9 protein-coding genes are annotated in these 13,233 nt (G+C 74.2%); 3 read left to right on the plus strand and 6 right to left on the minus strand.

The window, feature by feature from the left end:
- The first annotated feature begins 174 nt into the window (after positions 1-174).
- Both D6689_15760 and D6689_15765 read left to right on the plus strand, forming a co-directional pair.
- Entirely contained in the window at positions 175-2,199 is a 2,025-nt protein-coding gene (locus tag D6689_15760; GenBank protein RMH39720.1) for a S9 family peptidase, read from the plus strand.
- Positions 2,200-2,452: 253 nt separating this feature from the next.
- Positions 2,453-3,577: a hypothetical protein gene (locus tag D6689_15765; protein RMH39721.1), complete on the plus strand. Its 1,125-nt coding sequence runs from the start codon at positions 2,453-2,455 to the stop codon at positions 3,575-3,577.
- Positions 3,578-3,651: 74 nt separating this feature from the next.
- Here the strand turns inward: D6689_15765 and D6689_15770 are convergent, their stop codons facing one another.
- From D6689_15770 to D6689_15795, 6 genes are all read right to left on the minus strand, one after another.
- On the minus strand, positions 3,652-5,634 hold the full coding sequence (locus D6689_15770; GenBank protein RMH39722.1) for a hypothetical protein: 1,983 nt from the start codon (positions 5,632-5,634) through the stop codon (positions 3,652-3,654).
- A gap of 90 nt (positions 5,635-5,724) precedes the next feature.
- Positions 5,725-7,125, minus strand: coding sequence for an asparagine--tRNA ligase (locus tag D6689_15775; GenBank protein ID RMH39723.1), 1,401 nt, complete (start codon positions 7,123-7,125; stop codon positions 5,725-5,727).
- Positions 7,122-8,576, minus strand: coding sequence for an imidazolonepropionase (gene hutI, locus D6689_15780; GenBank protein ID RMH39724.1), 1,455 nt, complete (start codon positions 8,574-8,576; stop codon positions 7,122-7,124). The genes D6689_15775 and hutI overlap by 4 nt, the downstream gene beginning before the upstream one ends.
- Positions 8,573-10,249 (minus strand): urocanate hydratase, encoded by a 1,677-nt coding sequence (hutU, locus tag D6689_15785; GenBank protein ID RMH39725.1) that lies wholly within the window; start codon positions 10,247-10,249, stop codon positions 8,573-8,575. Before hutU ends, hutI begins: the two co-directional genes overlap by 4 nt.
- Positions 10,246-11,883 carry a histidine ammonia-lyase gene (gene hutH, locus D6689_15790; GenBank protein ID RMH39726.1) on the minus strand — a complete coding sequence of 546 codons (1,638 nt, stop codon included), beginning with the start codon at positions 11,881-11,883 and terminating at the stop codon, positions 10,246-10,248. The genes hutU and hutH overlap by 4 nt, the downstream gene beginning before the upstream one ends.
- Before the next feature lie 9 nt (positions 11,884-11,892).
- The gene (locus tag D6689_15795) at positions 11,893-12,288 is read right to left on the minus strand and encodes a hypothetical protein (GenBank protein ID RMH39727.1); all 396 of its coding nucleotides are present in this window, start codon (positions 12,286-12,288) and stop codon (positions 11,893-11,895) included.
- A gap of 318 nt (positions 12,289-12,606) precedes the next feature.
- On the opposite strand from D6689_15795, the gene D6689_15800 reads away from it, so the two are divergent.
- Positions 12,607-13,233, plus strand: a 627-nt coding sequence (locus D6689_15800; protein RMH39728.1) for a hypothetical protein, incomplete at its 3' end; no start/stop codon positions are given.

Consider the following 13,233-nt stretch of genomic DNA (forward strand, 5'->3'; position numbering starts at 1 on the left):
CGCCGCGCGGCACGCGACAGCCCGCGCCGCGGCTGGCCGGACACGGCGGCGCGGGTTCGCGGCCGGTGGCGACCTGTACGCCGGCACACCGACCGGGGGGGCCGTTGTACCCGCGCCGGTTGTGCGGTACGCGAAAGCCCCCGGACCGTGCGACGTGAACGAGGAGGACACCCCATGACCCGCATCCGAATCTCCATCGCCACCGCGGCCGCCGCGGCGCTCGCCGCGTGCGGCTCCCCGCAGTCACCCGCGCCCGAACCGGCGCCGATCGCCAGCAAGACCGGCCCGGGCCTCACCACCGGCGAGGCACCGCCGGCCGAAGCGCCCGCGCCCGCGCCCGCGCCCAAGCGCGCGTGGCCCGCCTACGACGCGGTCCCCGAGATCCCGCTCGAGGTGCTGCTCGGCAACCCCACCAAGGTCCGCCCGCAGCTATCGCCCGACGGCAAGCGCATGGCCTACCTCGCCCCCGAGGAGGGCGTGCTCAACATCTGGGTGCAGACCGTCGGCAAGCCGGACGCGGTCGCGGTCACCCACGACCGCAAGCGCGGCATCCGCAGCTACTTCTGGGCGCCCAACGGCAAGCAACTGTTGTACGTCCAGGACAAGGGCGGCGACGAGAACTGGCACGTGTGGGCGGTCGACGCCACCGGCGGCGAACCACGCGACCTCACGCCGATCGACGGCGTGCAGGCGCAGATCCTGGCGGTCGAACACAAGATCCCCAACAAGATCCTCGTCGGCCTCAACGACCGCAACCCGATGCTGCACGACGTCTACTCGATCGATCTGAAGACCGGCAAGCGCACGCTCGTGCAGCAAAACGACATCACGGCGATCGCGTGGATCGCCGATCACAAGCTGCGCGTGCGCGCCGCGGTCACGCTGTCGCCCGACGGCGGCGCGGCGCTGCAGTACCGCGCCGGCGGCAAGGGCCCGTTCACCGAGCTGACCAAGTGGGGCGCCGAGGACATGTTCACGACCAACCCCGCCGGGTTCGCAGCCAACAACCGCACGCTGTACATGCTGTCGAGCGTCGGCAGCAACACGACCCAGCTGCGCGCGTTCGACGTCAAGAGCAAGCGGGAAAAGGTCATCTTCAAAGACGACACCTACGACGTCACCGGCGTGCTGTCCCACCCGACCAAGTACACGATCCAGGCCGTCGCGGTCGAGCGCGACCGGACCACGTGGACGGTGCTCGACAAGTCGGTGGCCAAGGACTTCGAGGCGCTCGCCGCCGTCGACGACGGAGACCTGTCGGTGGTGAGCCGCGACCGCCGCGACAAGACGTGGCTCGTCGCGTTCAGCCACGACGACGGCCCGGTCGTCTACTACGCCTACGACCGCAAGACGCGCAAGGCTACCCGGCTGTTCTCGCACCGCCCCGAGCTCGAGGATCTCACCCTCGCCGAGATGAAGCCGGTGAGCTGGAAGGCGCGCGACGGGCTCGAGATCCACGGCTACCTGACCCTGCCGCCGAAGGTCGAGCCCAAGGCGCTGCCGGCCGTGGTGTACGTGCACGGCGGGCCCTGGGCGCGCGACTCGTGGGGGTTCGACCCGACCGCGCAGTGGCTGGCCAACCGCGGCTACGCCGTGTTGCAGCCCAACTACCGCGGCTCGACCGGCTACGGCAAGTCGTACATCAACGCCGCCGACAAGGAGTGGGGCGGCAAGATGCAAGACGACATCAGCGACGGCACGCGGTGGCTCATCGATCAGGGCATCGCCGACCCGGAGCGGATCTGCATCATGGGCGGCTCGTACGGCGGCTACGCCACGCTGATGGGCCTGGTGCGCGAGCCGGATCTGTACGCGTGCGGCGTGGACATCGTCGGCGTGGCGAACCTGTTTACCTGGATGAAGACCATCCCGCCGTACTGGCGACCGTTCGTCCACGTGCTGTACCAACGCGTCGGCCACCCCGAGAAAGACAAGGAGTTGCTCGAGCAGCGGTCGCCGGTATTCCAGGTTGACAAGATCAAGGCGCCCCTGCTCATCGGACAGGGCGCCAACGATCCGCGCGTGCCCAAGGCCGAGTCCACGCAGATCCGCGACGCGCTGCGCAACGCCGGCAAGACCGTCGAGTACATCGAATTCCCGGACGAAGGGCACGGCTTCGCGCGCCCGGAGAATCGGCTGAAGTTCTACGAGGCGGCCGAGAAGTTCCTCGCCGAGCACATCGGCGGCCGGGCGCCGTAACCGCCGGTCTTCAGGGCTGCCGCTCGCGCCGGCCGCCATGCGGCGCGCGCCCGGGGCGCACGGAGCCGAATGCGCCCCCGGCGCGGCGGCCCGGGAATCCGGATCGGTCCGGGCCGTCCGCGGGACCGGAGTGAGCTGGCCGGCTCGCAATGCAGGTCCCTGCGGCCCGGGAGCCGCCGTGCGGCACGCGCCCGGGGCGCACGGAGCCGAATGCGCCCCCGGCGCGGCGCCGTGACGCGAGCCGTGAGCCGGAATCGGGTCGAGCTGCCACTGCGAAAGCGTGAAAAGTAGAACGTGGCACTCTCGACTTTTTGTTGCGGCGGTCCTCGGGGGCTGGGGCGCCGTGGCCGGCTGCGACGCGAGCGACCCGCCGGGTGACCTCGGTGGCGTCGACGCGAGCGCCGGCGGCGCGGATCGCGACGCGAGCCCGCCGGACGGGCGGCCCGACGCGGGCGCGCCGGTGGCCGATGCGGGCCGGACTCCCGCCGGCGATCCGGCCGACCCGGGCGCATACGCCGTCCACGTGGCCGACGACGTCGCGATCCCGGTCGGCGGCGGCACCGCGACCGCCACGATCTGCTCGCCATCGGACGACGGCGGCGGACACCCGGCGGCGGGCCGCTTCCCGCTGGTGATTCTGTCGCCGGGGTTTCAGCTGCCGCGCGACCAGTACGCGTCGGCGTGCCGCCACCTCGCGTCGTGGGGATTCGTGGTCGTGCTGCAGGACTACGCCGGCGACGGCGGCATCCTGTCGCCGCCGAACCACCAACAGCTGGCCGAAGACGTCGGCGACGTGATCGACTGGGTGCTGGACGCGAGCGACGGCCTCGCGGCGCGGGTCGACGCCGCGCACATCGCCACCGTCGGGCACTCGCTGGGCGGCAAGGTGAGCATTCTGGCCGCCATCCTCGACGACCGCGTCGGCGCGACGGTCGGCTGGGATCCGGTCGACGCGACGCCGCCGATCGACAACGGCTCGCCCTCGGTGACGCCCGAGCGCATGGACGAACTGACCGTGCCGATCGCGGTGCTCGGCGAGACGCTCGACGCGACCGGCGGGTTTTCGCCGTGCGCTCCGGCCGAGGACAACTACGTGCAGTACTTCGAACACGCGTGCGCTGCGCCCGTCGCCCTCGAAATCACGATCGACGGCGCCGACCACATGGACTGGGTCGACGACCGCGCCGGCTGCGGGTTCACGTGCAGCGTGTGCCGGACCGGAACGGCCGACGACGCGCACACCCGCGCGATCACGCGCCGGGCGACCACCGCGTTTTTGCTCGCGCACCTCATGGGCGCCGGCGGCTACGAGTCGTTCCTGGCGCCGCCGCAGCTGGGGGAGGGCGCATCGGTGCGCGCCGGGCCCGCCTGCCCGTAGCCTGCGCCGTACCGCGCGCCGTCCACCGGCGCCGCGGTCGGGCCGCGACGCACGCGGCGCGCGCCGTCCAGCGGTCAGGGCAGCGGCGCAAACCGCACGACGCGGCCGTGCTCGACGTCGAGCACGCCGAGTTCGCCGCCGGTCCACCGCACGAGGTGGCGGGGCAAATCGACGCCGCCGGGCAGGTCTCCCGTCCCGCCGAACAGCCAGTGCGCGATGAACCGGCCGCCGGCGTCGAACGCGGCCAGGCGGCTCGGCCCGTCGTCGACCACGTACCAGGTACCGGCGGCGCGGGCGAGGCCGCGCGGATGGACCTCCCCCTCGAGGTCGACGGTGGCGACGACGGCACCCCCGCGGACCGCGAACAGCCGGCCGCCGGCGCCGTCGGCCACCCACGCGGTTCCGCCCGGGCCGGCGCCGTCGATCCACAGCGCCTGCGGCCACGCGTCCGCCGGCAGTTCGGTGAAGGCGACGAGCGCGCCGCCGTCGTCGAACGCGTTGACGCTCGGCCGGCCGGCTTCGCAGCGCGACCCGTACCGGAAGCACCCGCCCGCGACCCACAGCCGCCCGGCGCCCCACGCGATCGCGAGGGCCGAGTCGAAGCCGTGACCGGCGAACTCCGCGCCGAGGTCGAGCCGCCCGCCGTCGCCGAACCCGCGGTCGACCGTCCCGTCGGGGTTCCACCGCCACACGGCGTAGCCCGGGTGGTTTTCGAGGCCGTAGACGCGGCCGGCGCCGTCGACGGCGAGGTCCCACACGCGGCCGGACACCGGCTCGTACGCGGTCTCGCCACCGCCGGGCGGGTATCGCACGACCCCGCGCCCATCGACTTGTAGGTACACCGTTCCATCGCCGCCGACCGCCACGCCCCACGTCGCGTCTCCGGCGCCCGGATCCCAGTTCGGGCGCAGCGGCGCGAGCCGATTGCGGACCGCAAACGAGTAGGAGCCGGCGGCGTCGACCCCGTCGGCGTCGCTGCCGAGCCGCGCGCGGAACGTCACCCGGTGCCAGCCGTCGGCCATGCCCTCGGTCGACAGCACGGCGGTCGCGCCGGCCCGCCACGCGCCGGCGTCCACGCGATGTGCGACGCCGGCGACCGGCAGGTCGGTGCGCGCGGTGGCGGACACCCGCACGATGCCGGCCAGCGGCGCACCGTCGAGGTCGGGGGCGGTGAACGCGAACGACGGCGCCAGCGCGTGGCGATGGTTGGCGCCGCCGCGGTTGTCCCACCACTGGCCCCCGGCGGCCTCGTAGCGCACCGCGAACTCGACCTCGCCGGGCAGCGCGCCGGCCGGCGCCAGCGGCGCGCGGAATCGCCAGTCGTCGTCGCGCACCCACGTCGCGTCGACCTCGCGCCAGGTGGTCCACGCGTCGGTCGTGTAGCGGACCGCGACGCGTTTGTCGTACGCGAAGTCGAACACGCGCACGCGGCCCGCGAGGACGGCGGCGCCGTCTTCGATGGCGACGGACGACGCGAGCAGCCGCACCGGCCGGTCCTCGCTGACCGGCCGGAAGATGTAGTGGTCGTTGTAGGGGTCCCAGTGGGTCTGGCCCGCCATCCGCGCGAAGGCGGCAAACGCGATGTCGTCGGGACCACCGCCTCCGAGGTCGGAGTACAACCCGGCGTCGACGTCCACCCCCCAGCGCTCGTAGCCGTCGCCCAGGTCGGCCTCGTAGCTGGCGGAAGCGGTGTGCACGGTCGCCCAGTCGTCGGCGGTCCACAGGATGCCGACCTCCTTGTCGTACGCTTCGTCGCGCACGGCGAGGTCCACCCAGAAATACTGGGACCACACGCAGCCGGCGCTGCAGCCGCGAATCGTGCGCCAGCTGCCGCTGTCGACCGCGCGGACGGGGCCCGCGAGGGTGACCGCACGGCCGGCGCCGGCGGTCGGGTCGGCGTCCGCCGGCACACAGCCCGACGCGGCGCACGCGACGGCGCACGCGGCGGGCAGGAGGCGGAGGGAGGTCGGGAGGGTCATGGTCGCGACGATCGCAGGAACCGTGCCACCGCTCGCGCACGCCTCGCCCGCGCCGTTGCGGGCGGTCGCGCGTCGCACCGCGGGGGCGGACGCGTCGCGATCGGCAACGCCGTGCGCCCGTGTCGCGGTCGGCGAGCCGAGGTCACCCCGCGCGGGAGCGTGCGTCGCTCAGAAGTCGGCCTGGCGCGGGGCGCGCGGGAACGGGATCACGTCGCGGATGTTGTCGACCCCGGTCGCGTACTGGATCGCGCGCTCGAAGCCGAGGCCAAAGCCGGCGTGCGGGACGGTGCCGTAGCGGCGCAGGTCCCGGTACCACCAGTAGTCGTCCTTCGACAGGCCGAGTTCGTCGAGGCGGGCGTCGAGCACGTCCAGGCGCTCTTCCCGCTGGCTGCCGCCGATGATCTCGCCGATGCCGGGCGCGAGCACGTCCATCGCCGCGACGGTGCGGCCGTCGTCGTTGACGCGCATGTAAAACGCCTTGATGTCCTTCGGGTAGTCGACGACCGCGACGGGGCCGCCGACGACCTCCTCGGTCAGATATCGTTCGTGTTCCGATTGAAGATCCATGCCCCAGCGCACCGGAAATTCGAACGATCGGTTTGCTGCCTCGAGACGCCGGATCGCGTCGGTATAGGTCATCGTCTCGAACCGCGACGCGATCATGTGTTCGAGCCGGTCGACGCAGCCCTTGTCGACCCACTGCGCGAAGAACGCCATGTCGTCGGCTCGCTCGTCGAGCAGCGTCTTATAGATGGACTTCAAGAAGTCCTCGGCGAGGGCGACGTCGTCGTGCAGGTCGGCGAACGCGATCTCCGGTTCCACCATCCAGAACTCGGCCAGGTGCCGGCGGGTGTTGGAGTTCTCGGCCCGGAACGTCGGGCCGAAGGTGTACACGCGCGACATGGCGAGGCAGTAGGCCTCGACGTTGAGCTGGCCGGACACGGTCAGATGGGCCTCGCGGCCGAAGAAGTCCTGCGAGAAGTCCACCGCGCCGTCGGCCGTGCGCGGCAGGTTCGCCAGGTCGAGGGTGCTCACGCGGAACATCTCGCCGGCGCCCTCGCAGTCGCTCGCGGTGATGATCGGCGTGTGGATCCAGAAGAACCCGCGGTCGTGAAAGAACCGGTGGATGGCCATCGCCAGCGTGTGGCGGACGCGGGTGACGGCGCCGATGAGGTTCGTGCGCGGCCGCAGGTGCGCCACCGTGCGCAGAAACTCGGGCGAGTGGCGCTTGGGCTGCATCGGGTACGTCTCGGGGTCGTCGACCCAGCCGACCACCTCGATGCGGTCGGCCTGCAGCTCGACGCGCTGGCCCTTGCCCTGGGACTCGACGAGGGTGCCCTCGGCGCGGATCGCGCAGCCGGTGGTGATCCTGAGGACGACGTCTTCGTAGTTGGGCAGGTCGGCGGGCGCGACGACCTGTAGCGGCGCGAAGCACGAGCCGTCGTGGACGTGCACGAACGACAGCCCGGCCTTGGAGTCCCGGCGGGTGCGGACCCAGCCCTGGACGGCGACGCGCTCCCCGACGGGGGCGCGGTCGGACAGCAGATCGGCGATGCGGTGCGTGGTCATGAGCGGACGATCCTTCCGGCCTTGACGACCCGGGACACGAGGTTGACGCCGTAGTGATACGGGATTTCGGCCGGCGACGCCGCGTCCCAGACCACCAGGTCGGCCCGCGTACCCGGCGCGAGGCGGCCGACGTCGTGGCGGCCGAGGGCGCGCGCCGCGGCGCGGGTGACGCCGAGCCACGCCTCGTCGACCGTCATGCCGTAGTGGGTGGTCGCCAGCCACATCTGGAGGGGCAGCGCCTCGGAAAACGACGTGCCGGGGTTGAGGTCCGTGCCGACGGCGAGCGCGACGCCGGCGGCGCGCAGGGCCGCCACCGGCGGCGGCGCCATGCGCAGCTGGACGCACGCGCCCGGCAGCATCACCGCGGTGACGCCCGCCGCGGCGAGCGCGGCGATCCCGTCCGCCGACACGTGCTCGAGGTGGTCGGCCGACAGCGCGCCGAGTTCGGCGAGCAGCTCGGCGCCGCCGAGGTCGGCGAACTGGCCGACGTGTGCGCGCACCGCGAGGCCCGCGGCGCGCGCCGCCGCCAGGATGCGGCGCGTCTCTGCCGCGGTGAACGCGCCGTCGTCGCAGTACACGTCGGCCGACGTCGCGAGCCCGCGCCGCGCCACCTCGGGCACGAGCCGGTCGGCCACCTCGGCGACGAACGCGTCACGGTCGCCCGCGCGGTCGGGCGGCACGACGTGGGCGCCGAGCACGGTCGGGACCAGGTCGACCGGGTGCAGCGCGTCGACCTCCGCGATCGCCTCGAGCAGCGCCAGCTCGCCGGCGACCGTGAGCGCGTAGCCGCTCTTCGCCTCGCACGTGGTCGTGCCGTGCGCGAGCGCCCGATCCATGCGGGCCGCGGTGAGCCGCACGTGGTCGTCGACGGACGCGGCGCGGGTCGGCCCGAGGGTGGCGGCGATGCCGCCGCCGGCCGCCGCGATGTCGCGATAGCTGGCGCCGGCCGCGCGCAGGGCGAACTCGCCGGCGCGGTCGCCGGCGAACACCGGGTGCGCGTGCGGGTCGACGAGCCCGGGCGTGACGAGCCGGCCGCCGGCGTCCAGGCGCGGCGCGCCGCGCGCGTCGGCCGGCAGGTCGGCGGCCGGTCCGACCCACACCACGCGGCCGCCGCCGAGCGCGACCGCCGCGTCGGGGATGCAGCCGAGGGCGGCCTCGCCGGTGCCGTCGCCGTCGCAGGTCATCACGAGCCCCGCGCGGTCGACCACCAGGTCGACGCGGCCGGCCGGCGGCCACAGGTCGGCCGCCGCGACGCGCTCGACCGCGCCGTCGTCGAACGCCAGCTCGAGCGCGCCGCCGCGGGCGCGCGCGTCGCGGACGCGCCGCGGGCGGCCGACCGGCTCGCCCAGGTGGGGCGCCAGGTCGCACAGGCGCACCAGCCGGGCGTCGCCGCCGGCGCGGTACACGCGGACCGCCGCGCCGCGGCGCACGACCTCGGCGCGCTCGATCATGCGTCGCGCTCGGGCAGCGGCTCGAGTTTCGGCACGGCGATGCCGGCGCGCGCGGCGAACGCGATCGCCTCGTCGTAGCCGGCGTCGGCGTGGCGGATCACGCCCATGCCCGGGTCTGTGGTGAGCACGCGCTGCAGGCAGCGGGCGGCGCGGTCGGTGCCGTCGGCGACGACGACCATGCCGGCGTGCAGCGAGTAGCCGATACCGACGCCGCCGCCGTGGTGGAACGACACCCACGTGGCGCCGGCGGCGGTGTTGACCAGCGCGTTGAGGATCGGCCAGTCGGCGATCGCGTCCGAGCCGTCCTTCATCGCTTCGGTCTCGCGGTTGGGCGACGCCACCGAGCCGCTGTCGAGGTGATCGCGGCCGATCACGATCGGCGCCGACACCGCGCCCGACCGCACCAGCTCGTTGAACCGCAGTCCGACGCGATCGCGCTGCCCGTAGCCGAGCCAGCAGATGCGGGCCGGCAGCCCCTGGAACGCGACGCGCCGTTGCGCCATGCGGATCCAGGTCTCGAGCGCCGGGTCGTCGGGCACCTCGGCGAGCACGGCTTCGTCCGTCTTGCGGATGTCGGCCGGGTCGCCGGACAGCGCGACCCAGCGGAACGGGCCCTTGCCGGTGCAAAACAGCGGCCGGATGTACGCCGGGACGAACCCCGGGTAGGCGAACGCGTTGTCGAGGCCGCCGAGTTGCGCCTGGCCGCGCAGGTTGTTGCCGTAGTCGAACACGGCGGCGCCGGCGCTCTGCATGTCGATCATCGCCTGGCAGTGGACGACCATCGACGCCCGCGCGCGCCGGATGTACTCGTCCGGGTCGCGCGCGCGCAGGTCGGCCGCCTCGGCCAGCGACAGGCCCTGCGGGATGTAGCCGCCGAGCGGGTCGTGGGCCGACGTCTGGTCGGTCACGAGGTCGGGCGTGACGCCCCGGCGCACCAGCTCGGCGTAGACGTCGGCGGCGTTGGCGCACAGCCCGATCGAGCGCGCCTCGCCGGCGGCGACGCACGCATCGACCCGGCGCAGCGCGGCGTCGAGGTCGTCCGCGACCTCGTCGAGGTAGCGGGTGTCGAGGCGGCGCTGGATGCGCGCCGGGTCGACGTCGACCCCCAGGAACACGCCGCCGGCCATGGTCGCCGCCAGCGGCTGCGCCCCGCCCATGCCGCCGAGTCCGCCCGACAGCACGAACTTTCCGCGCAGGTCGCCGCCGAAGTGCGTCCGAGCGGCCGCGACGAACGTCTCGTAGGTGCCCTGCAAGATCCCCTGGGTGCCGATGTAGATCCACGAGCCGGCCGTCATCTGGCCGTACATCGTGAGGCCGGCCGCCTCGAGCTCGCGGAACGTGTCGAACGTGGCCCACGCCGGCACGAGGTTCGCGTTGGCGATCAGGACGCGCGGCGCCTCCTCGTGGGTGCGGAACCGGCCGACGGCGCGGCCGCTTTGCACCAGCAGGGTCTCGTCGTGGTCGAGGGTGCGCAGCTGCGCGACGATGCGGTGGTAGTCGTCCCACGACCGGGCGGCGCGGCCGGTGCCGCCGTAGACCACCAGATCCTGCGGCCGCTCGGCCACCTCCGGGTCGAGGTTGTTCATCAGCATGCGCATGGCCGCCTCTTGCGGCCAGCCCTTGCAGGTGAGCTGTGCGCCGCGCGGCGCGCGAATCGGCGTGTAGGTCGTCATGGTTCGGCCAGCAAGCTCCCGTCGTCGATCAGGGCCCGCACCGCCGCGATGTCGCGGTAGATGGGGCGGTCTCGGTCCATCGGCGGCACGCGCGCGCGAATGCGCGCGTGGACGCGCGCCAGCGGTTTGCTCGTCGACAGCGGCGCGCGCAAATCGAGGCCTTGCGCGGCGCACAGCAGCTCGATCGCGAGCACGGTGCGCACGTGGTCGTGAATCTGGCGCAGTTTGAGCGCGGCGGTCGCGCCCATGGACACGTGGTCCTCTCGCCCGGCCGACGACGGGATCGAGTCGACGGACGCCGGATGGGCGAGCACCTTGTTTTCCGACACGAGCGACGCCGCGGTCACCTGCGCCATCATGAAGCCGGAGTGCAGGCCGCTTTCGCGCGCGAGGAACGCCGGCAGCCCGCTCGACAGGTACGGGTTGACGAGCTGCTCGATGCGGCGCTCGCTGATGTTGGCGAGTTCGGCGATCGCGATGGCGGCGGCGTCGAGCGCCAGCGCCACGGGCTGGCCGTGAAAGTTGCCGCCGGAGATCAGCTCGCCGCCGAGCGGCGCGTCCGGGTCGACGAAGACCAGCGGGTTATCGGTCGACGCGTTGGCCTCGCGCTCGATCACGCCGGCGGCGAACTCGACCAGGTCGCGGGTCGCGCCGTGGACCTGCGGCATGCAGCGCAGCGAGTAGGGATCTTGCACCTTGCCGCAGTCGCGGTGCGACGCCATGATTTCCGACCCGTCGAGCAGGCTGCGCAGGTGGGCGGCGGCCGCCTGGGCGCCGGGATGCGGGCGCGCGTCGACGATGCGCGGGTCGAACGCGCGCTGGGTGCCCTTGAGCGCCTCGAGCGACATCGCGCCGGCGATGTCGGCGACGCGACAGGTGACGCGCGCATCGTGCAGCGCGAGCGCGCCGATCGCCGTCATGTGCTGCGTGCCGTTGAGCAGGGTGAGCCCCTCTTTGGCCTCGAGCGCGAGCGGTTCGACCCCGGCGCGGGCCAGCGCATCGGCGGCGGGCATCACCGCGCCGTCGAACTCGGCCTCGCCCTCGCCGATGAGCGTCAGCGCCAGGTGCGCCAGCGGGGCGAGGTCGCCGGACGCGCCGACCGATCCGCGGGCCGGGATCACCGGGTGGACGCCGGCCGCCAGCAGGGCGCACAGGCGCTCACACACCACCGGGCGCGCGCCCGAGTGGCCGCGGGCGAGCACGGCGGCGCGCAGCAGCATCATCGCGCGGACCGCCTCGATGGGCAGCGGGTCGCCGACGCCGACCGAGTGCGAGCGGACCAGGTTTCGCTGCAGCTCGGCGATCTGGCGCGCCGAGATGCGCACCTCGGCGAGCGCGCCGAAGCCGGTGTTGACGCCGTAGACCGCGGGCGCGTCCTCGCCGCCGGCGGCGATCGCGTCGACCACGGCGCGGGACGCGCGCATGCGCGCGATCGCCTCGGGAGACACGGTCACCGGCGCGCGATCGCGCGCGACGCGGGCGATGACGTCGAGGGTGAGCGGCCGTTGGCCGAGCGGGAAGGCGTCCACGGGGGGATCTACGCGCCGGCGGGCGGCGAGGTCAAGCGGTCGCGCCGGCCGCCGCGTCCCGGCGGCGCGATCCGCGGCCGCGCCCGCGAACCGATGTATGTGCATCCATTCGGCTCACGTCAGCCACGCGAGCCAGGCGGCGCCGGCCGCGGTCGTCGCGATCGGGATCGGCGCGCCGATGCGCAAATGCTGCCAGAAGCCGATGCCGCCCACGTCGCGGCCGGCGTCGGCGACGAGGATGTTCGCGACCGAGCCCAGCACGGTGAGATTGCCCGCGAAGGTCGACGCCATCGCCAGCAGCTCCCGGCCGGCGCGTGGATCGGGCAGCGCGGCGACCGGGGCGCCGTCGACCGCCGCCAGGGCGGCCCGGGGCGACAGCACGCCGGCGGCGACGCATGCCACCGCGCCGGCGAGCACCGCGGCCGGCCGGTCCAGCCCGACCAGGTGCAGCCGGCGGGCCGACACGAGCAGGTAGACGATCGCGAAGATCGGGGCGCCGGCCCACGGCATGGCGAGTTCGGCGGCGCGCGGCGGCGCCGTATGCCCGCGAGGGGATGGCGAGCGTGCGTCTCGCACTCGTCGCGCGTTTCGCGGCGCGTGTCAAGGGACGTCGCCTCGGCGGCGCGCGGGGCGGGCCGCGCGCGTTCGGCGGCGGCGCGCGTTGACACTGGTTCGCGGCGATGTCGATAATGACCGCGCACCTGGGGCGCGCGCGGGCGATGGGCGCCGCGCGTGCCCCTCGCGCCGACGATGACTGCCACCCGCTCAGCCGCCGATGCGCGCCGTCTGATCCCGCCCGCCGTGCGCGCGGGCGCGGCGATGTGACCGATGGCGCCGGACCGCGACGATCCCGAGGTAGACGGCCCGGTCCCCTCCGCGGAGCCCGGGGCCGGCGGCGCGCCGGCCGCGTCCGAAGCGGGCGCGGGAACCGGCGCATCGTCGGAGCCGGAGGCCAGCGGCGAGCCGGTGGCGCTCGGCGACGACGACATCGAGATGATCGAACTCGACGACGACGACCTCGTCGCCGAAGCGGAGCCGCTCGGGGCGGCACCGCCGCCGATGCCGCCGCCGGTGCCGCCGCCGGGTGCGCAGGTGCCCGATGCGCCGCCGCCGGTGCCGGCGGGGCCCACGGCGGCGCCGGAGCCGCCCGGCGCCGGTCGCGACGGGGAGGACGCGGTGGAGTCCGCGCCCGGCGTCGACATCGCCGTCGAAGACGCCGCCGCCGACGCCGCGGTCGACATCGCCGTCGAGGGCGCCGCCGCCGACGCCGCCGTCGACATCGCCGTCGAGGACGCCGCCGACGACGACTCCGCCGTCGATGACGGTTCCGCGCCCGGTGCCGCGCCCGCGGTCGGCGGCGGTTCCGCGCCGGGCGTCCGGGGCGACGACCGCGCCGCTCCGCACGGTGGCGCGGCGCCCCCGCCGCGAGACCTCGAGCAGCCGACTCCGGTGGAC

It is taken from the genome of Deltaproteobacteria bacterium (genome assembly GCA_003696105.1).
In the GTDB taxonomy this organism is placed as follows: Bacteria; Myxococcota_A; Polyangia; order Haliangiales; family J016; genus J016.